Source organism: Streptomyces sp. DSM 106670, from assembly GCF_055792845.1.
Genome location: NZ_CM147704.1, coordinates 500211 through 519757, shown reverse-complemented (window position 1 = coordinate 519757; position 19547 = coordinate 500211). Strand labels below are relative to the sequence as shown.

The 19547-nt window shown below is 71.9% G+C and carries 21 protein-coding genes; 14 read left to right on the top strand and 7 right to left on the bottom strand.

The window, feature by feature from the left end; genetic code table 11:
* Window position 1: 1 nt before the first annotated feature.
* From ACSMXR_RS02225 to ACSMXR_RS02210, 4 genes are all read left to right on the top strand, one after another.
* Window positions 2–769: an SDR family NAD(P)-dependent oxidoreductase gene (locus ACSMXR_RS02225; RefSeq protein WP_137235747.1), complete on the top strand. Its 768-nt coding sequence runs from the start codon at window positions 2–4 to the stop codon at window positions 767–769.
* Window positions 766–1827, top strand: coding sequence for a threonine aldolase family protein (locus ACSMXR_RS02220; protein ID WP_179889516.1), 1062 nt, complete (start codon window positions 766–768; stop codon window positions 1825–1827). The genes ACSMXR_RS02225 and ACSMXR_RS02220 overlap by 4 nt, the downstream gene beginning before the upstream one ends.
* 76 nt (window positions 1828–1903) lie before the next feature.
* Window positions 1904–2104 (top strand): hypothetical protein, encoded by a 201-nt coding sequence (locus tag ACSMXR_RS02215; RefSeq protein ID WP_473171100.1) that lies wholly within the window; start codon window positions 1904–1906, stop codon window positions 2102–2104.
* A gap of 64 nt (window positions 2105–2168) precedes the next feature.
* A complete protein-coding gene (locus tag ACSMXR_RS02210) occupies window positions 2169–2861 on the top strand; it encodes a B3/B4 domain-containing protein (RefSeq protein WP_473171099.1) in 693 nt (230 codons plus the stop codon).
* A gap of 29 nt (window positions 2862–2890) precedes the next feature.
* Here the strand turns inward: ACSMXR_RS02210 and ACSMXR_RS02205 are convergent, their stop codons facing one another.
* Window positions 2891–3613 (bottom strand): lysophospholipid acyltransferase family protein, encoded by a 723-nt coding sequence (locus ACSMXR_RS02205; protein ID WP_137235745.1) that lies wholly within the window; start codon window positions 3611–3613, stop codon window positions 2891–2893.
* 230 nt (window positions 3614–3843) lie between these two features.
* Between ACSMXR_RS02205 and ACSMXR_RS02200 the strand changes: the two genes are divergently transcribed.
* The 5 genes from ACSMXR_RS02200 (at window position 3844) to ACSMXR_RS02180 (ending at window position 8336) form a co-directional block, all read left to right on the top strand.
* Window positions 3844–4170 carry a thioredoxin family protein gene (locus tag ACSMXR_RS02200; RefSeq protein WP_218527035.1) on the top strand — a complete coding sequence of 109 codons (327 nt, stop codon included), beginning with the start codon at window positions 3844–3846 and terminating at the stop codon, window positions 4168–4170.
* A 196-nt stretch (window positions 4171–4366) separates the two neighbouring features.
* Window positions 4367–4876, top strand: coding sequence for a flavin reductase family protein (locus ACSMXR_RS02195; RefSeq protein ID WP_381855565.1), 510 nt, complete (start codon window positions 4367–4369; stop codon window positions 4874–4876).
* A 196-nt stretch (window positions 4877–5072) separates the two neighbouring features.
* Complete coding sequence (locus tag ACSMXR_RS02190) at window positions 5073–5858, top strand: electron transfer flavoprotein subunit beta/FixA family protein (RefSeq protein ID WP_218527037.1); 786 nt, start codon at window positions 5073–5075, stop codon at window positions 5856–5858.
* Between the two features lie 57 nt (window positions 5859–5915).
* Window positions 5916–6878, top strand: coding sequence for an electron transfer flavoprotein subunit alpha/FixB family protein (locus ACSMXR_RS02185; RefSeq protein WP_473171098.1), 963 nt, complete (start codon window positions 5916–5918; stop codon window positions 6876–6878).
* A 159-nt stretch (window positions 6879–7037) separates the two neighbouring features.
* A complete protein-coding gene (locus ACSMXR_RS02180; protein WP_473171097.1) occupies window positions 7038–8336 on the top strand; it encodes a DUF6986 family protein in 1299 nt (432 codons plus the stop codon).
* Window positions 8337–8343: 7 nt separating this feature from the next.
* Here the strand turns inward: ACSMXR_RS02180 and ACSMXR_RS02175 are convergent, their stop codons facing one another.
* Complete coding sequence (locus ACSMXR_RS02175) at window positions 8344–9198, bottom strand: NHL repeat-containing protein (protein ID WP_473172331.1); 855 nt, start codon at window positions 9196–9198, stop codon at window positions 8344–8346.
* Window positions 9199–9539: 341 nt separating this feature from the next.
* Window positions 9540–10088, bottom strand: coding sequence for a CGNR zinc finger domain-containing protein (locus tag ACSMXR_RS02170; RefSeq protein WP_473171096.1), 549 nt, complete (start codon window positions 10086–10088; stop codon window positions 9540–9542).
* A gap of 102 nt (window positions 10089–10190) precedes the next feature.
* Here ACSMXR_RS02170 and ACSMXR_RS02165 point away from each other — a divergent pair, with 102 nt between their 5' ends.
* Window positions 10191–11024, top strand: coding sequence for an alpha/beta fold hydrolase (locus ACSMXR_RS02165; RefSeq protein WP_473171095.1), 834 nt, complete (start codon window positions 10191–10193; stop codon window positions 11022–11024).
* A 57-nt stretch (window positions 11025–11081) separates the two neighbouring features.
* Here the strand turns inward: ACSMXR_RS02165 and ACSMXR_RS02160 are convergent, their stop codons facing one another.
* Complete coding sequence (locus tag ACSMXR_RS02160) at window positions 11082–12110, bottom strand: LacI family DNA-binding transcriptional regulator (RefSeq protein ID WP_137235598.1); 1029 nt, start codon at window positions 12108–12110, stop codon at window positions 11082–11084.
* 208 nt (window positions 12111–12318) lie between these two features.
* Here ACSMXR_RS02160 and ACSMXR_RS02155 point away from each other — a divergent pair, with 208 nt between their 5' ends.
* Both ACSMXR_RS02155 and ACSMXR_RS02150 read left to right on the top strand, forming a co-directional pair.
* Window positions 12319–13248 carry an ROK family protein gene (locus ACSMXR_RS02155; RefSeq protein WP_473171094.1) on the top strand — a complete coding sequence of 310 codons (930 nt, stop codon included), beginning with the start codon at window positions 12319–12321 and terminating at the stop codon, window positions 13246–13248.
* 264 nt (window positions 13249–13512) lie between these two features.
* Entirely contained in the window at window positions 13513–14550 is a 1038-nt protein-coding gene (locus ACSMXR_RS02150; RefSeq protein ID WP_381911665.1) for an NUDIX domain-containing protein, read from the top strand.
* A 17-nt stretch (window positions 14551–14567) separates the two neighbouring features.
* Here ACSMXR_RS02150 and ACSMXR_RS02145 read toward each other — a convergent pair whose 3' ends face one another.
* Together ACSMXR_RS02145 and ACSMXR_RS02140 are read right to left on the bottom strand one after the other, a co-directional pair.
* Window positions 14568–15254, bottom strand: a complete 687-nt coding sequence (locus ACSMXR_RS02145) for an MBL fold metallo-hydrolase (RefSeq protein WP_473171093.1) — start codon at window positions 15252–15254, stop codon at window positions 14568–14570.
* 108 nt (window positions 15255–15362) lie between these two features.
* Entirely contained in the window at window positions 15363–16727 is a 1365-nt protein-coding gene (locus tag ACSMXR_RS02140) for a M20/M25/M40 family metallo-hydrolase (RefSeq protein WP_473171092.1), read from the bottom strand.
* Window positions 16728–16922: 195 nt separating this feature from the next.
* Here ACSMXR_RS02140 and ACSMXR_RS02135 point away from each other — a divergent pair, with 195 nt between their 5' ends.
* Complete coding sequence (locus tag ACSMXR_RS02135; RefSeq protein ID WP_086778572.1) at window positions 16923–18137, top strand: geranylgeranyl reductase family protein; 1215 nt, start codon at window positions 16923–16925, stop codon at window positions 18135–18137.
* A 97-nt stretch (window positions 18138–18234) separates the two neighbouring features.
* Here the strand turns inward: ACSMXR_RS02135 and ACSMXR_RS02130 are convergent, their stop codons facing one another.
* Complete coding sequence (locus tag ACSMXR_RS02130) at window positions 18235–18690, bottom strand: nitroreductase family deazaflavin-dependent oxidoreductase (RefSeq protein WP_473171091.1); 456 nt, start codon at window positions 18688–18690, stop codon at window positions 18235–18237.
* 126 nt (window positions 18691–18816) lie between these two features.
* On the opposite strand from ACSMXR_RS02130, the gene ACSMXR_RS02125 reads away from it, so the two are divergent.
* Window positions 18817–19521, top strand: coding sequence for a TetR/AcrR family transcriptional regulator (locus ACSMXR_RS02125; protein WP_218527045.1), 705 nt, complete (start codon window positions 18817–18819; stop codon window positions 19519–19521).
* Window positions 19522–19547 lie beyond the last annotated feature (26 nt).

Genomic DNA, 19547 nt, shown 5'->3' with positions numbered 1-19547 from the left:
CATGAACGGAAACGGCACGGGCGAGGGGACCGGTGTGCTCGAAGGAGCCGTGGTCGCGGTCGCCGGAGCGGCCGGCCCCGCGGGCCGCGCGACGCTGCTGCGGCTCGCCGAGGCGGGCGCCACGGTTGTCGGATGCGACGCCAACCCCGAACGGCTCGCCGAGGCGGTGGACGCCGCCCGGTACGCCCACGGGGGCGCGACCGTCACCGGTGAGACCGTCGACCTGCTCGACCTCGACGCCACCCGGGACTGGGCCAAGCGCACCGAGGCGGAGTTCGGCCGCATCGACGGCCTGGTCCACCTCGTCGGCGGCTGGCGCGGCAGCAAGTCGTTCCAGGAGACCGTCCTGTCCGACTGGGACGCCCTGGAGAAGCTGCTCATCCGTACCGTCCAGTCGACCACGCTGGCCTTCCAGGAGGCCCTCCAGCGCAGCGACCGGGGCCGCTATCTCCTGATCAGCGCCGCCGGGGCCAGCAAGCCCACCGCGGGCAACGCCGCCTACTCCTCCGCCAAGGCCGCCGCCGAGGCGTGGACGCTCGCGCTCGGTGACGCCTTCCGCAAGGCGGGGGGCGAGGACGGGCCCGCGGCGGCTGCTGCGATCCTGGTGGTCAAGGCACTGGTGAACGACGCCATGCGCGCCGAGCGCCCGAATGCGAAATTCGCGGGCTTCACCGACGTCACGGAGCTGGCCCGGGCCATCGCCGGCGTCTGGGACGAGCCCGCCACCGAAGTGAACGGAAAGCGCCTGTGGCTGACCCCGCAACCGTGAGGACCGACGCACGACGGCACCACGATCCGCAGGTACGCGGCTTCGCCAGTGACAACTACGCCGGAGCGCACCCGGAGGTCCTCGCCGCCCTCGCCCTCGCCAACGGCGGCCACCAGGTCGCCTACGGCGAGGACGACTACACCGGCCACCTCCAGCGGATCATGCACAGCCACTTCGGCTCCACCGCCGAGGCGTTCCCGGTCTTCAACGGCACCGGGGCCAACGTGGTCGCCCTCCAGGCGCTCACCGACCGCTGGGGCGCCGTCATCTGCGCCGAGTCCGCGCACATCAACGTGGACGAGGGCGGCGCGCCCGAGCGGATGGGCGGGCTGAAGCTCCTCACCGTGCCCACCCCGGACGGCAAGCTCACCCCCGAGCTCATCGACCGGCAGGCGTACGGCTGGGACGACGAGCACCGGGCCATGCCGCAGGTCGTCTCGATCACCCAGAACACCGAGCTGGGCACCGTCTACACCCCCGACGAGATCCGCGCCATCTGCGACCACGCCCACGAGCGCGGCATGAAGGTGCACCTCGACGGGGCGCGGATAGCCAACGCCGCCGCCTCGCTGGACGTGCCGATGCGGACGTTCACCAACACGGTCGGTGTCGATGTGCTGTCCTTCGGCGGCACGAAGAACGGCGCGCTCTTCGGCGAGGCCGTCGTCGTGCTGAACCCGGACGCGGTCCGGGCGATGAAGCATCTGCGCAAGCTCTCCATGCAGCTCGCCTCCAAGATGCGCTTCGTCTCCGTCCAGCTGGAGGCGCTGCTCGCCAAGGACCTGTGGCTGCGCAACGCCCGCCACGCCAACGCCATGGCCCAGCGGCTCGCCGAGGGCGTCCGGGCGATCGACGGGGTGGAGATCCTCTACCCCGTCCAGGCCAACGCCGTGTTCGCCCGGCTGCCGCACGCGGTCAGCGAGCGGCTCCAGCAGCGCTTCCGCTTCTACTTCTGGGACGAGGCGGCCGGCGACGTCCGCTGGATGTGCGCGTTCGACACCGGCGAGGACGACGTCGACGCCTTCCTCCAGGCGCTGAAGGAAGAGATGGCGCGGTAACGCGATCCCTGCATGACTATGCGGCCGACCGGAAATCGATGGACTTCCGGTCGGCCGCTTCGTACGCTCTTCGATCATGGAGCTGACGCAGCACTCCCCGGACATCGACGCGCAGTTCTCGACGGAGAAGGGGCAGCTCGCGTGGGTGGTGCGCGAACAGTTCAATGAAATCGACTGTCCGGTAGTCTGTGCTGCACCATCCGAGGTGATTCTCCATGCGCTGAAGGGCGCCCGGGACCGCTCGGAGCTCTGGCGGACCCTCCCCGCGGACCTCTGAGGCCGTCCGGCGCCCGCAACCACCGCACCGAGCCACCGCACCCAGCAAGGCAGTAAGGCAGACGATGACGCTCACCCTCACCGTGTCCGACGAGGTGCGCACGATCGCACCGGGCTTCACCCACCTCGCCGTCGAGGCGCACGGACTGGTCAACGGCCCCAGCGACGCCCGTAGCGCCGCCCTGCTGGGCGACGCCGCCCGCCGGCTCGCCGAGCGCCTGGACGGCCGCGCCCCGCACGAGGACCCCCGCATCGCGGCCTGGCGCGAGGTCTACACGGCGTTCGGGGCCAAGCCCTCCCGCACCCGCAACTCCGCCGAGGCGCTCGCCCGGCGCGCCCTCGCCGACGGCGGCCTGCCCCGCATCAACCTCCTGGTCGACGCCTACAACGCGATCAGCGTCGCCCACCTCGTCCCGGTCGGCGGCGAGGACACCGACCACATCAAGGGCGGCATGCGGCTGATCCGCGCGACGGGCGACGAACCGTTCCCCACCGTCGCCGGCGGCGAGGAGATCATCGAGCACCCCGAGCCCGGCGAGGTCGTCTGGTGCGACGACGAGGGCGTCACCTGCCGCCGCTGGAACTGGCGCCAGGGCGTACGCACCCGGCTCACCGAGGAGTCGGTCAGCGCCCTCTTCCTGCTGGAGGGCCTCGCGCCCATGACGAACGGCGAGCTCGACGCCGCGGGCGCCGAACTCGCCGCGTCGCTCGAGCAGCTGAGTCCCGGCGCGCGGATCACCGTCCACGCACCGCGGTGAGGTGACGCCGCCCCGACGAGGGGCGGCCGTCAGCCGAGTTCGCGCACCTCGGCGGCGGTCGGGGCCGTACCGCCGAGATGGGCCGGCACCCACCAGGTGTCGCTCGCGTCCTTCGGGCGCACCGGGTAGGCCCGCTGCGCCGCCTCCAGCAGCTCCTGCACCCGCTCCCGCAGCCGCCGGGTGATCGCACCGGCGTACTGGTCGGCGGGCGCCTCCACGGGCTCGCCGACGCGGATGGTGACCGGGATGTGGCTGCGCTTGAAGTTGCGCGGCCGCCCCTTGGTCCAGATTCGCTGCGTGCCCCAGAGCGCCATCGGGATCAGCGGGACCCCGGCCTCCTGGGCGAGGCGCGCGGCGCCCGACTTGAAGCTCTTCAGCGTGAAGGACTGCGAGATGGTGGCCTCGGGGAAGACGCCGACGATCTCACCGGAGCGCAGCGACTGCAGCGCGTGGGCGTACGCGTCCTCGCCCTGATTGCGGTCGACCGGGATGTGCTTCATTCCCCGCATCAGAGGCCCGGAGATCTTGTGCCGGAAGACCGACTCCTTCGCCATGAACCGGACGAGCCGCTTCTGCGGCAGGGCGCCCAGGCCGGTGAAGATGAAGTCGAGATAGCTGATGTGATTGCTGACCAGCACCGCACCACCGGTCTTCGGGATGTGCTCCGAACCCTGAGTGTCGATCTTCAGGTCGAGCGCCTTGAACATGGTGCGAGCGGCGCCGATGACCGGTCGATAGACGAGTTCTGCCATCTGGGGAAGACCCTTCTTCAGTGCCTGGGGAGGGTTCTCCCGGCGGAAGTTACGCAGCCGTAGGTTTTCGGCATTGTGGCGATGGTGCCCCATGAGGGAGCCGCTGGCCAGTCCCGGCGGACTCGGGGCGCGAGATTCTCGTCACGTGCGCGTCCGCCGGGAGCTGCGGGAATGTCCGGGCGGCGGCCGGTGCTGACCCCTTACGAAGAGCTCTGACCAGGAGGCACCAGGTGGACCGCGGCACACACGGAGAGCGGCTCGACGCAGCCCAACTCGGCGCGGAACTGGGGGAACGCGCGACGCTCGTCCAGTTCTCCAGCGCCTTCTGCCAGCCGTGCCGGGCCACCCGCCGCACGCTCCACGAGGTGGCCGGGATGGTCGACGGCGTCGCCCATATCGAGGTCGACGCCGAGGCCCACCTCGACCTGGTGCGGCAGCTGGCCATCACGAGAACACCGACCGTCCTGGTGCTCGACGCCGGGGGCGAGGTGGTCCGCCGGGCAACCGGTCAGCCCCGCACGGTCGACGTCGTCGCGGCGCTGGGGCACGCCATATGACGGACCGTGACGCATCTCCCACATTCCGGAACACACTTGACTGCGCCCACCACGCATCGTCAGTCTGACGTTATGCCGCCAGAACTCCTTCTTTACGGCCGGGTCCATGTGGATCTCGCACGCCACGCGAGTGCGCGCTGTCCGGGTGTCTGAGCACCCACGGACCTGTACGCCACTCCCGCAGAAGGACACGTCCATGACGGCAACGCCCGATCTCGCCCCCGCCCCGACGGTCGCCACGCCCGAACTCTTCCGCTCCGTCTTCCGCCGCCATGCCGCCGGAGTGGCCGTGATCACGGCCCAGGGGGAGCGCCCGGTCGGCTTCACCGCCACCTCGCTGACCTCCGTGGCCGCCGAACCCCCGCTGATCTCCTTCGGCATCGGTACGTCGTCCTCCAGCTGGCCCGTGCTCTCCGGGGCCGAGTACGTCGGCGTCCACATACTCAACGAGCACCAGCAGGAACTGGCCACGACCTTCGCCCGCAGCGGGGCCGACCGCTTCGGCCCGTCGACCGACTGGAGCAGCGGCCCCGAAGGCGTTCCCCTGCTCGCCGGCGTGTCCGCCTGGCTGGTCTGCCGCGTCGTGTCCCGGGTCCCGGCCGGGGATCACCGCATCGTCATCGCCGAGGTCGTGGCCGGAGCGCCCGCCGGAGCCGATCGCCCGCTGGTCTACCACCAGGGACGCTTCACGGCTCTGCGAGACTGACGTCACGCACGCACAGGCCCGCCGGGTCGGCAAGGTCACAGTGCACAGCGCTTGCTCACGGGTAAGAGACTGGGTGTACTGGCGAGTAATATCGGGTGCGGAGCCTCGGTCGTCCTGACCGGATTCGGCCCGACAAGGCGCCTATGCTGCGTGCAACAAGGCAGCCCAGAAATGACGATGCAGTAGGAGAGCCGGCGTGAGCTTGAGGATCGTTGTCTGTGTGAAGTACGTGCCCGACGCGACCGGTGACCGGCATTTCGCCGATGACCTGACGCTGGACCGTGAGGATGTCGACGGTCTGTTGTCGGAGCTGGACGAGTACGCGGTCGAGCAGGCGTTGCAGATCGCTGACGAGGCTGATGATGCGGAGATCACCGTGGTGACGGTGGGTCCGGAGGATGCCAAGGACGCGTTGCGCAAGGCGTTGTCGATGGGTGCGGACAAGGCGGTTCACGTCGAGGATGACGATCTGCACGGCACGGATGTGATCGGTACGTCGCTGGTGCTGGCGAAGGCGGTCGAGAAGACCGGCTATGACCTGGTGATCTGCGGTATGGCGTCCACGGACGGTGTGATGGGTGTGCTGCCGGCGCTGCTGGCGGAGCGTCTGGGTGTGCCGCAGGTGACGCTGCTGTCCGAGGTTGCGGTCGCGGAGGGTGTGGTGACGGGGCGTCGTGATGGTGACACCGCCTCGGAGCAGTTGGAGGCGTCGTTGCCGGCGGTGGTGTCGGTGACCGACCAGTCGGGTGAGGCGCGCTACCCGTCGTTCAAGGGGATCATGGCGGCGAAGAAGAAGCCGGTGGAGTCGCTGGATCTGGAGGATCTGGGTCTGGAGGCGGACGAGGTGGGTCTGGCGGGTGCGTGGACCGCGGTCGATTCGGCGACGGAGCGTCCGGCGCGTACGGCGGGCACGATCGTGAAGGACGAGGGTGAGGGCGGCAAGCAGCTCGCCGAGTTCCTCGCGGGCCAGAAGTTCATCTAGGCCCCTCTCCACCCTCTCCCTCCCTCTCTCGTTTCTTCTCGTCTGGAGTGCGTTGTCATGGCTGAAGTTCTTGTTCTGGTCGATCATGTGGACGGTGCGGTCCGTAAGCCCACGCTGGAGTTGCTGACGCTGGCGCGTCGGATCGGTGACCCGGTCGCGGTGGCGCTGGGTGCGGGTGCTCAGGCGACCGCTGGTGTGCTGGGTGAGCACGGTGCGGTGAAGGTGCTGGTCTCGGAGGCGTCGGAGTTCGCGGACTATCTGGTGGTTCCGAAGGTCGATGCGCTGCAGGCCGCGTTCGAGGCGGTCTCGCCGGTGGCGGTTTTGGTGGTGTCCTCCGCGGAGGGCAAGGAGATCGCCGCGCGTCTCGCGCTGCGGGTCGGGTCGGGGATCATCACCGACGCCACCGATCTGGAGGCCGGTGGGGAGGGTGTCGTGGCGACGCAGGCCGCGTTCGCCGCTTCGTACACCACGAAGTCCCGGGTCTCCAGGGGTGTACCGGTGATCACTGTCAAGCCGAACTCCGCCCCCGTGGAGCCCGCTGCTGCCGCCGGTACTGTCGAGACCTTGTCGGTGTCGTTCGGTGAGGGGGCGACGGGCACGAAGGTGACCGCGCGCACGGCGCGTGAGTCGACGGGTCGTCCGGAGCTGACCGAGGCGGCGATCGTGGTCTCGGGTGGGCGTGGGGTCAACGGGGCGGAGAACTTCCCCGTGATCGAGGCGCTCGCGGACTCCCTGGGTGCGGCGGTGGGTGCGTCGCGTGCGGCGGTGGACGCGGGCTGGTATCCGCACACCTCGCAGGTCGGGCAGACGGGTAAGTCGGTCTCGCCGCAGCTGTACATCGCTTCGGGTATCTCGGGGGCGATCCAGCACCGGGCGGGTATGCAGACCTCGAAGACGATCGTCGCGATCAACAAGGACGCCGAGGCCCCGATCTTCGAACTCGTCGACTACGGCGTCGTCGGTGACCTCTTCGCCGTCGTTCCCCAGCTCACCGAAGAGATCAACACCCGCAAGGGCTGATCACTCGTACCACCCCGTCCTGGGCCGCACGGTGAACCCACTGTGCGGCCCAGGGCCGTTCCGGGCGACCATTGACGCAGGTCGAGCGGCCTTATAACTTCACTATACGGATTGTTGATTCCGGGAAGCGGAAACAGCGAGAGCGTGGAGGGTACGGTCATGGGTCAGCAGGAGAAGGTGGCAACGAGCCTCGCCGGTGCGGTCAGCGAGGAGATCAGCGCCTCCCTCACGGCGGTCGACGCGGAGCTCGCCCGTCGCTACCCGGGCGATCCCGGCACCCGCCAGCCCGTGCACACCGTCTACGTACCCGGTGACGTCGTCGAGCCCGGCACCCTGCGCTCCTGGGGTGACCAGGCGCTGGCCGCCCTCGACGAACACGCCCCCGACGCCGCCGCGTTCGCCGCCGTCCTCGGCATCCCCGAGGAACTGGCCGGGCCGGTCCACGACCGCGTACGCGCCAAGCTGGAGCGCGAGCCCGTGGAGGACCTGCGCATCGACTTCGAGGACGGTTACGGCCCCCGCCCGGACGCCGAGGAGGACGAGGCCGCCGCCCGTGCCGCCCGTCTGGTCTCGGAGGCGTACGCGAACGGCACGGCGGCCCCGTACATGGGCATCCGGATGAAGTGCATGGAGGCGGGCGTACGCGACCGGGGCATCCGCACCACGGACGTCTTCCTCACCGGCCTCATCGAGGCGGGCGGGCTCCCCGAAGGGCTCGTGCTGACCCTGCCGAAGGTCACATACCCCGAGCAGGTCACCGCCTTCGTCCAGCTCCTCGAAGCCTTCGAGAAGGCCCACGGCCTGGACGCCGGACGCATCGGCTTCGAGATCCAGATCGAGACCAGCCAGTCCATCCTCGCCGCCGACGGGACCGCCGCCGTCGCCCGCATGATCGACGCTGCCCAGGGCCGGGCCACCGGACTGCACTACGGCACCTTCGACTACAGCGCCTGCGTCGGCGTCAGCGCCGCCTACCAGGCCAGCGACCACCCGGCCGCCGACCACGCCAAGGCCGTCATGCAGGTCGCCGCCGCGGGCACCGGCGTACGCGTCTCCGACGGCTCGACCAACGTCCTGCCCGTCGGCCCGACCGAGCAGGTCCACGAGGCCTGGCGGCTCCACTACGGCCTCACCCGCCGCGCTCTGGCCCGCGCCTACTACCAGGGCTGGGACATGCACCCCGGCCACCTGCCGACCCGCTACGCGGCCGTCTACGCCTTCTACCGCGAGGGCCTGGAGCCGGCCGCCGCCCGGCTCGCCGCCTACGTGGCCAAGGCGGGCGGCGACGTCATGGACGAGCCCGCCACCGCCAAGGCGCTCAGCGGCTACCTGCTGCGCGGCATCGACTGCGGCGCGCTGGACACCGCCGAGGTCGCCCGGCTGACCGGCCTGACCCGGGCGGACCTGGACGCCTTCGCCTCGCCGCGCCGGGGAGACCTGACGGTCACCGCCCCGTAGGGCCGCGTCAGTAGGCGTCGCGCCCCGGCGGAACGGCCAGTCCCGCCGGGGTGTGCAGGCCGGCGACGGGCAGCGTGCGCTGGCCGCCGCGTACCGGCAGCTTCACCACGCGGTCGTTGTTGAAGTCCGCGATGTACAGCGCGCCCGCCGGGTCGAAGGCCAGGCCGTACGGGGAGTTGAGCCCGGTCGCCGGAACGGTCCGCTGCGGACCGCCGCCCGCCGGCAGCTCCACCACCCGGTCGTTGCCGCTGTCGGAGACGAAGAGGTCTCCTCGTCGGTCGAAGGCGAGGCCGGTCGGCTGGGAGAGCCCGGTGGCGGGCACGGTCGTCTGCGGGCCGCCGTCGGCGGGGACCTTCACCACCCGGTCGTTGACGAAGTCCGCCACGAAGAGGTTCCCCGCGCCGTCCAGGGCCAGCCCGTTGGGATGGAGCAGCCCGCTGGTGGGGACGGTGACCTGGCCGCTGCCGTCGGCGGGCACCATCACCACGCGGTCGTTGAAGCTGTCGGCGATGTAGAGGTCGCCGTTCGCCTTCAGGGCCAGCCCGATGGGGCGGGAGAGGCCGGTGGTGTCCACGGTGACCTGCGGACCTCCTTCCCCCGGCACCCGTACGACCCGGTTGTTGCCCGTGTCGGCGATGTAGAGGTCCCCCGAGGCGTCCAGCGCCATCCCGGTCGGGCGGGTCAGGCCGTCGGCCGGGACCGTGACCGGATCGCCGCCGCCGGGCGGCAGTCGCAGCACGGTGTTGTCGGTGTAGTCGGAGATGTACAGGGGCGCCGCACCGTGCGCCGGAGGGTGCCCGTCCGCCGTCCCGGGCGCGGCGGAGGCGATCGGCGTCGCGCACAGCAGCAGCGCCGCCGCCAGCACCGGGAGCCGCCAACGCGGCCGCCCGCGGACCGGCTTCGGGGCGTCCGCCCCCGGCCCGCCGGGAGACCTGGACGCCGACGGGGCTGTTACGCGATGGCTCATGAGGTACGCACCTGTTCTGGACATGCTGCCGCTGCCGTACGGGCCCGGGGCGTCGTGTCCGGCGGGTCGTGGTTGGGGGCGCGGCGTTGTCCGGCCCTGATCCGCCGGACACGCCCTCTCGGGCGCCGCCAGCCGACGTTAGGAATCGCCCCCGCCGATCCGGCGGCACCACGCCCCGGCGGGCCGGGCGGCCACCCCAACGGCCCCGGACGTCTCCGTCGTACCCCGCGAGGCCCTCAGACGTCGCGGCGGGCGGCCGTGCCGCCACGGGCTCGGTAGGCGCGCATCTTGTGCCGCGCACCGCACACGTCCATGTCGCACCACAGGCCGTTCGACGACGGTGCCCGGTCGTAGAAGACCCAGCGGCACTCCGGAGCCGCGCAGGCCTTGAGGCGCGTGGCGTGACGCCCGGTCAGGCCGTGGAACAGGAGGGCTTCGAGCACCGGGCGCACCACCTCCGCAACCGCCCCGCCGGAGGCCGGCCGCAGGGTGAGGGCGCCGTCGGGGCGCACGGCCGGAGCGCCCGCGACCGCGGCGACGAGCCGGTTGAGGGCGTCGACCGCATCCGGCGACGTCCGCTCGACCAGGAAGGCCCGCACGGTCTCCCGGGCCTCCGCGAGCGACGGCAGGTCTCCGGGATCGCTCAGGGCCGGGAAACCGTGCGCACCGAGCCACCGGGCCGCCGTCTCCGGCTGGGCGAGGTCGTCCTCGCCGTGGAGGTGGGTGGCGGTGTTGCAGAACTCCTCGACGAGTTCGAGCTCCGCGGGTGCAGGGTTCCTTCGCATGATCACTACTTTATCAACGTTACCGACAATGTACCTTTGCTGGTAACGTCGAAAGTCCGGCGGGGTTCCGGCCCCTCCCACCCGCAGCTCAGGAGGCACACCATGAACGGGCAGCTGACCAGGACGTTCGAGACTCCGGACGGGGTGGTGCGCTGGGACGTCCTGGGGGAGGGGGAGCCGCTTGTCCTGCTGCACGGCACCCCGTTCTCCTCGCTCATCTGGCGCGACATCGCACCGGCGCTCGCCCGTGACCACCGCGTCCACCTCTTCGACCTGCTCGGGTTCGGGCAGTCGGAACAGCGCGACGGGCAGGACGTCGGCCCGGCGGCGCAGGCCAAGGTGTTCACCCGGCTCCTGGAGCACTGGGGGCTGGAGCGCCCACGCGTCGTCGCCCACGACATCGGAGGGACCGTGGCCCTGCGGGCACTGCTCCTGGAGGGGGCGCGGTACGCGGACCTCACCCTGGTGGACGCGGTGGCCTGCGGGGAGTGGGGCACCGGACTCTTCCGGCTCATCCGGGAGAACGCACAGCTCTTCGAGCAACTCCCCGGCTACGCCCACGAAGCGCTGGTCGAGAGCCATCTGCGCCACGCCACCCACACCGGCTACCGGCCCGACGTGCTGGCCGCCCATGTCGACCCCTGGCGCGGCGAGCGCGGCCGGGCCGCGTACTACCGCCAGTACCGGCAGGCCGAACAGGCCGACACCGACGCGTTCCAGCATCTGCTGGGGACCGTGCCGGTGCCGACCCGGATCATCTGGGGCCGCGAGGACCGGTTCCTGCCGGCGCCCTTCGCCGAGCAGTTGCACGCCCTGATCCCGCACTCCGAACTGCACTGGATCGAGGGCGCGGGCCACACCGTGCAGGAGGACGCCCCCGCACAGCTGCTGGCCCTGCTGACCCGGGAGTTCCGGCCGGCCGGCGCCGGGGTCTGACCGAATCCGCCGTGGTCCGACGGGATCCGACGGGCCTCGGGCGGGATCCGACGGGCCTCAGGCGGGGGGCAGTTCGCCCGAGCCGCGCGGGATCAGCGTCGTCGGCAGCTCCACCCGTGCCGTGGCGTGGTCCGCCCCGTCGAGGCGGCGGAACAGATGCTCGGCCGCGGTCCTGCCGACCGCCGCCGCGTCCTGCGAGATCACGGTGATGCCGAGCAGATCGGCCAGCTCGATGTCGTCGAACCCGACCAGTGCCACCGGCCGTTCGCGCTCCGCGATCACCCGGACCGCCGTCACCGTCACCCGGTTGTTGCCCGCGAACAGGGCGGTGACCGGCTCGGGCCCGGTGAGCATCCCCTCGACGGCGGCCCGCACCCGCTCCGGCTCGGTGGAGCCGAGGGAGACCCAGTCGTCCTCGACGGTGATGCCCGCCTCCCGCATGGCGGTGTGATAGCCGCGCAGTCGCTCGGTGGCCGTATGGATCCGCGGCTGGTCGCCGATGAAGCCGATCCTGCGGTGACCGTGCGCGATGAGGTGCGCCACGCCCTCCCGGGCCCCGCCGAAGCTGTCGGAGAGCACCATGTCGACGTCCACATGGCCCGCCGGGCGGTCCACGAAGACCGTGGCGATGCCCGCCTTGATCTCCGGCTCCAGATAGCGGTGGTCGTCGCCCGCCGGGATCACGATCAGACCGTCCACGCGGCGGGCGCACAGCGCCAGCACCAGCTCCTGCTCCCGCTCCGGATCCTCGGCGCTGGAACCGTTGATCAGCAGTGCGCCGTGCGCGCGGGCGACCTCCTCCACCGCGCGGCTCAGCGGACCGTAGAACGGGTCCGCCAGATCCTCCAGGACCAGTCCGATGGATGCCGTACGGCCCTTGCGCAGCACGCGGGCGCTGTCGTTGCGGCGGAAGCCGAGCGCGTCGATCGCCTCCTGCACGCGCCGTTCGGTGTCGGGCGTGACGCCGGGCTCGCTGTTCACCACCCGGGAGACCGTCTTCAGGCCGACTCCGGCCCGGGCCGCCACGTCCTTCATGGTCGGCCGGTTGCCGTAGCGGGTCTCGGAATGACGGGCGGTCCGGTCCACGTGCGCTGTCCTGTCGTCGGATACGGGCGGGGCTGCGGGTGCTCCGGCCGGGCCGGGCGGGGCCCGACTGGGGGCGCCGCGGGGGCGGACGGAGGCTGTGGCGTCGAGCATAGGCCCTGGACAACGTTGTCAACAGAATGGAGACTGTGCAGACTATGGACGGAACCCGCAGGTCCCGCCCCTTCACCGATCCGGAGAGCCCACACCGATGCATACCGACCTCGTCGCCGCGCTCGACATCGGCGGCACCAAGATCGCCGGAGCGCTGGTGGACGGCGACGGATCCCTCCTCGTACGGGCGCAGCGGCCGACGCCCGCCCGGGAGGGCGCCGAGGCGGTCATGGGGGCGGTGGACGAGGTGCTGGGCGAGCTGATGGCCTCGCCGCTGTGGGGCCGGGCCGGTTCCGTGGGCATCGGCAGCGCCGGTCCGGTGGACGCGGCCGCCGGCACGGTCAGCCCGGTCAACGTCCCCGGCTGGCGGGACTTCCCGCTGGTGGAGCGGGTGCGCAAGACGGCGGGCGGGCTGTCGGTCGCGCTGGTGGGCGACGGGGTCGCGATGACGGCCGCCGAGCACTGGCTCGGCGCCGCCCGTGGCTACGACAACGCGCTCTGCCTCGTCGTGTCGACGGGCGTCGGCGGCGGCCTCGTCCTCGGCGGCACCCTGCGGCCCGGCCCCTCGGGCAACGCCGGGCACATCGGCCACATCAGCGTCGACCTGGACGGCGACCCGTGCCCCTGCGGCGCGCGCGGCTGCGTCGAGGGCATCGCCAGCGGCCCCAACATCGCCCGCCGCGCACTGGAGAACGGCTGGCGGCCCGGCCCGGACGGCGACGCGACGGCCGCCGCGGTGGCCGTCGCCGCCCGCGCCGGGGATCCGGTCGCCATCGCCTCCTACGAGCGCGCGGCCCAGGCGCTGGCCGCCGGCATCGCCGCCACCGCCACCCTGGCGGACCTCGACATCGCGGTGGTCGGCGGCGGTGTGGCCGGGGCCGGCGACGTGCTCTTCGTGCCGCTGCGCTGCAGTCTGCGCGAGTACGCCACGCTCTCCTACCTCCGACGGCTGACCGTGGCGCCCGCCGTGATGGGCACCGACGCGGGTCTGGTCGGGGCCGCGGCGGCGGCCATCGCGCTGCGCTAGGGCCCGTCGCGCGGCAACAGCTTCCAGGGGGCGCCCGGTTCGTCAGGCCGGGCGCCCCCTGGCCCATCTCCCGGGCGCCCTCCGGTCCTTCCCGCGCGCCCCGCCGAAAGGTCCCGCATGGCCTCCGTCGTACGGCGCGCCCCGGGTCTTTTCGGCCTCCGGGCGCTCCGGACGACCGCATCCGGTCAACGCCGTCGCCGTCGCGGGGTTTCCGCGGCAGGGTGTTGCGGGCAAGCCACAGGGGGCTACGGAAGAGGGGGAACCGTGATCGTCTGGATCAACGGTGCGTTCAGTGCGGGCAAGACCAGCGCCGCGGGCGAACTGATCGATCTGATCCCGAACAGCACGTTGTACGACCCGGAGATCACCGGAGCGGGGCTGCGCAGTCTGCTGCCGCAGAAGAGGCTCGCCGAGGTCACCGACTTCCAGGACCTGCCGATCTGGCGGCGGCTCGTGGTGGACACGGCGGCGGCGCTGCTCGCCGAGGTGCCCGGGGTGCTGGTGGTGCCGATGACCCTGCTGCGACAGGAGTACCGCGACGAGATCTTCGGCGGGCTCGCCTCCCGGCGCATCCCGGTCCGGCATGTGGCGCTCTCACCTGAGGAAACGATCCTGCGAAGCCGGATCGCGGGCCGCGAGGAGTTTCCCGGCGACGAGGAACAGAGCGAACGGGTGCGTCGGTGGGCGTACGAGCACATCGGCCCGTACCGCGACGCCCTCGGCTGGATCACCGAGGACGCGCATGTGGTCGACAACAGCGCGCTCACGCCCCGCGAGACCGCCGAGCGGATCGCGGACGCCGTGCGCACCGGGAGCGCCGCGCCCTGCCCGATCGTCCAGAGCCCCGAGCCGACCGGCGAGACGGTGGCCGCCGGGGTGCTGCTCTTCGACGAGCAGGACCGGGTGCTACTCGTCGACCCCACGTACAAACCGGGGTGGGAGTTCCCCGGCGGGGTCGTGGAGGCGGGCGAGGCGCCGGCACAGGCCGGGATCCGTGAAGTGGCCGAGGAGATAGGCCTCCGCCTCGACCGGGTGCCCGCACTGCTGCTCGTCGACTGGGAGTCGCCCCGGCCGCCCGGCTACGGCGGACTGCGGTTCCTCTTCGACGGCGGCCTGTTGCGCTCCGAGGACGCGGGCCGGCTGCTGCTGCCCGGCTCCGAGCTGCGCGGCTGGCGCTTCGTCACCGAGGAGGAGGCCGCGGGGATGCTGCCGCCCACCCGGTACGAACGGCTGCGCTGGGCCCTGCGGGCGCGCGAGCGGTCGACGGTGCTCAACCTGGAGGCGGGGGTGCCGGTGGGCTGAGCGGCGACGCAGGTCGCTCACCCGCCGTTCGCCGCCGCCTCCATCAGCGCGGCCGCGTCCTCGGTGAGCGGGTCGCCGTGTCCGAAGCAGACGGTACGGGGCGCGAGCGCGGCCAGCCGCCGGAACGTGGCCGCCGCCCCGGCCCGGTCCACGTTGAAGACGCCGAGCATCACCCGCTCCACGGAGGCGACCGTGTCGCCGGTGAACAGCACACCGTGGTGCGGCAGATGGAGGGCGATGGAGCCGGGCGTGTGACCGGGGGCGTGGACCACCCGCGCGCCGTCCCCGAACGGCAGCTCCTCGCCGCCGGTCACCTCGCGGTCGACCTGGGTGGGCGGGGCCTCGGGGCAGGTCAGCCCGTGTGCGTACAGCGGCCGTTCCCAGTCCAGCAGGTCCGGCTCCGGTACGGGGCGCTCGCCCCGGATCACCGGTGCGTCCAGCGTGTGGGCGATGATCTCGGCGCCGTACCGGTCCGCCAGCTCCTGCGCGGCCCCGACGTGGTCGCGGTGCCCATGGGTGAGGACGATGCGGCGGATCCGGGCCGGGTCGTGGCCGAGCGAGCGGATCGCGTCCTCGATCGCGGCGGCCGCCTCGACGTCGCCCGCGTCGACCAGCGTCAGATCCGGTCCGTCACGCCAGAGATAGGCCTGACCGATCCGGAAGCGGAACATGTGCAGCTGGGGGAGCACCTCGACGAGATCCATGCGGCGAACGTACGCAGCGGCGGACGTCCGCCGCACGGATCTACGCTTCGGGCGACTTCGCCGACGGCGTAGCGCCCTGCGCCCTACGAGCCGCCGACGGCGGAGCGGTCAGGCCTTCTTCGACTCCGCGTAGTTGCGCAGGAACAGCGCCTCGGCCACCGACATCCGCTCCAGCTCCTCCGGCGACACGCTCTCGTTCACCGCGTGGATCTGCGCCTCGGGCTCGCTCAGCCCGATCAGCAGGATCTCGGCCTCCGGGTAGAGGCCCGCCAGCGTGTTGCACAGCGGGATGGAGCCGCCCATCCCGGAGGACTGCATCTCCTGGCCCGGGTAGGCGTCCCGCATCGCGTCCGCCATCGCCGTGTACGCCGGGCTGGTCATGTCCGCGCGGAACGGCTGGCCCTGGCCCACCTGTTCCACCTTCACCCGCGCACCCCACGGAGCACGCGACTCCAGGTGCGCGGTGAGCAGCTTCGTCGCCTCGGCGGCGTCCTGGCCCGGCGGCACCCGCAGGCTGACCTGCGCCCGCGCGCTCGCCTGCACGGACGGCGTCGCGCCGACCACCGGCGGGCAGTCGATGCCGATGACGGTGACGGCGGGCCGGGCCCAGATCCGGTCCGCGACCGTGCCGGTGCCGATCAGCTCCACCCCGTCCAGCACCTTGGCGTCCTGCCGGAACTCCGCCTCCGGGTACTGCAGGCCGTCCCAGTCGGCGTCACCGGTCAGACCGTCGACCGTGGTCGTGCCGTCCTCGGCGCGCAGCGAGGCCAGCAGCTGGATCATCGCGGCCAGCGCGTCCGGGGCCGCGCCGCCGAACTGCCCCGAGTGCAGGTTCCCCTCCAGGGTGTCCAACTGCACCCGCAGCATCGTCATCCCGCGCAGCGTCGCCGTGACCGTCGGCAGCCCGACCCGGAAGTTCCCCGTGTCGCCGATGACGATCGTGTCGGCCGCCAGCAGCTCCGGGTGCGCCTCCGCGTACCGCTCCAGACCACCGGTGCCCTGCTCCTCGGAGCCCTCGGCGATCACCTTCACCGAGACCGGAACACCGCCGTTCGCCTTGAGGGCGCGCAGCGCGAGCAGGTGCATGATGAACCCGCCCTTGCAGTCGGCCGCGCCCCGGCCGAACCAGCGGCCGTCGCGCTCGGTCAGCTCGAACGGCGGGGAGATCCACGCCGACTCGTCCAGCGGCGGTTGCACGTCGTAGTGCGCGTAGAGCAGCACGGTCGGCGCCCCGGCCGGCCCCGGCAGGAACCCGTAGACGGACTGCGTACCGTCGGGGGTGTCCAGCAGCGCGACGTCGGTGAACCCCTCGGCGCGCAGTGCGTCGGCGACCCACCTCGCCGCGCCCTCGCACTCGCTCCTCGGGAACACCGCCGGGTCCGCCACCGACTGGAACGCCACCAGTTCGGCCAGCTCCTCCCGGGCGCGGGGCATCAACGAGGCGACGGTCTCGGAAATCGGACGGGCGGTCATGGGCACGCTCCTCGTGGGTGCGACGTTATGGGTAGGGCGCGGTAGGTACGCGACCGTGTACGACGCCGTTCGTGCGGCGACGCATGTACGACGAAATCATGGCCGATCCTCCCACAGGAGGGCTTGGCCGGAACGCGCCGTAGGATGCCGTGAGCAGCTTGGGGCCACTGGTCGGATCGGGAGCAGAAGCACATCGTGAGCAGCGAGAACGCAGACGCCGGACATGAGCCGGAAGAGTCGTCCGTGTGGGATGTCGTCGTGGTCGGCGCCGGACCGGCCGGCGCATCGGCGGCGTACGCGGCAGCCGTGGCGGGCCGAAGAGTCCTGCTGCTGGAGAAAGCGGAACTGCCGCGCTACAAGACCTGCGGCGGGGGAATCATCGGCTTCTCGCGGGACGCCCTGCCGCCGGGGTTCGAACTGCCCCTGAAGGACCGTATCCACGCGGTCACCTTCTCGCTCAACGGCAAGCTGTCGCGCACCCGCCGCTCCCGGCGCATGCTCTTCGGGCTCATCAACCGCCCGGAGTTCGACGCCGGTCTTGTCGAGGAGGCGCAGAAGGCCGGGGCCGAACTGCGCACCGGGGCATCGGTGGTGCGGGTCGAGCAGCACGGTCCCGCCGTGCCCGACCGGCGAACGGTCGCCGTGGTGCTGGCCGGTGGCGAGACGGTGCTGGCGCGCGCGGTCGTCGGCGCGGACGGCAGCGCGGGCCGGATAGGAGCCCATGTCGGGGTGAAGCTCGACCAGGTCGACCTCGGACTGGAGGCGGAGATCCCGGTTCCGGCCACGGTGGCGGAGGACTGGGCGGGCCGGGTGCTCATCGACTGGGGCCCGATGCCGGGCAGTTACGGCTGGGTCTTCCCCAAGGGCGACACCCTCACCGTGGGCGTCATCTCGGCGCGCGGCGACGGCGCGGGCACCAAGCGGTATCTGGAGGACTTCATCGCCCGCCTCGGCCTCGCCGGGTTCGAGCCGGCCGTCTCCTCGGGCCATCTGACCCGCTGCCGCAGCGATGACTCACCGCTCTCCCGCGGCCGGGTCGTGGTCTGCGGCGACGCGGCCGGACTGCTGGAGCCGTGGACCCGCGAGGGCATCTCCTTCGCGCTGCGCTCGGGCCGGCTCGCGGGGGAGTGGGCGGTCAGGATCGCCGAGTCGCACGATGCGGTGGACGCCCGCCGGCAGGCTCTCAACTACGCCTTCGCCATCAAGGCCGGTCTCGGCGTGGAGATGGGCGTCGGCCGCCGCATGCTCAAGCTGTTCGAGCGCCGGCCGGGCCTGCTGCACGCGGTGCTGACCGGTTTCCGCCCGGCGTGGAAGTCCTTCGCCGGAATCACCCGGGGGACGACGTCGCTGGCCGAGCTGGTCCGTACGCACCCGCTGGCGCAGCGGGCGCTGTCCGCGATGGACCGCTAGACACAGCCGTCCGACACGCACATCACGACCGCACTTTTCGGGGTGCCGTTCCGTCCGGCCGGACGGAACGGCACCCCGAGCCCGTGCCGGGCACGGTTCAGCCCTCGACCGTGATGCGGAAGACCGGGTGGTCCGGACCGGCGGCCAGCAGCTCCGCGTCCGTGGACTTCGCCGTGACCCCCTGGAAATACTGGTTGACCTCCCAGCCCCACCGCTCCAGATAGGCGCGGACGATCCGTGCCTTCTGCGCGTCGTCGGGGATCTCCACGGCGGTGAAGCGGCTGACCTTGCGCCCCAGCCGCAGCTCTCCGCCGCCCGCGACGCGCATATTGCGCACCCACTGCGAGTGGCCGCGGGCCGAGACCAGATAGCGGTCGCCCTCGAAGGTGTGGGTGTTGACCGGGACGCGCTGCGGCTGCCCGCTCCTGCGCCCGCGGACCGACAGCTCGGCGGAGCCCAGCAGGCTGAGGCCGTGCCGGGCCAGCCAGCCGACGATCTTGTTGAAGCGGTGGGCGGAGGCGCTCGCCCGGAGGTAGTAGGGCTGCTGCGACATGGTGACTCCCGACGTGGGGGAGAGCGGTGCTCTCGCTTGAGATCAGTGTGCTCGGACGGGTGCTCAAAAGCAAGAGCAGTGCTCTCGTCATTGATCGCCGCTCCGCCCGCATGGCAGACTGATCACATGAGCAGCATCCGAGGAGCCAGGGAACGCGCCCGTATCGAAGTGACCGCGGCGATCAAGGACGAGGCCAGGAAGCAGCTCGCCGAGGAGGGTGCGGCGAAGCTCTCGCTACGGGCCGTCGCCCGGGAGCTGGGCATGGTCTCCTCCGCGCTCTACCGCTACTTCCCCAGCCGCGACGACCTGCTCACCGCGCTGATCATCGACGCGTACGACGCGATCGGCGAGGCCGCGGAGCGAGCGGCGGCGGAATCGGCGCAGACCCTCGCACCCGCCGATCGCTGGGTCGCCGTGGCCTGTGCCGTACGGGAATGGGGGCTCGCCCACCCCCATGAGTACGCCCTGATCCACGGCTCGCCCGTGCCCGGCTACATCGCCCCGACGGACACGGTGGGGCCCGCCTCGCGGGTGGGCCTGGTCCTCATCGACATCGTCCGTACCGCGTTCCTGGCCGACGACCTGACCGTGCCCTCCATCGACCCGGAGCTGCGCGCCGACGCGGAGCGGATGGCCGCCGAATTCGCCGAAGGCGTCCCGCCCGGGACCGTGGCGGCCCTGGTCGCCGCCTGGGCCCAGCTGTTCGGCCTGATCTCCTTCGAGCTGTTCGGCCAGTACAACCGGGTCGTCGAGGCGCGCGAGCCGCTGTTCCGGCAGGCCGCCGGTGGACTGGCCCGCTCGGTGGGCCTGCGCGGTGTCACCACGGCCTGACGACGAGGGGCCGCCCTTCCCGGCGG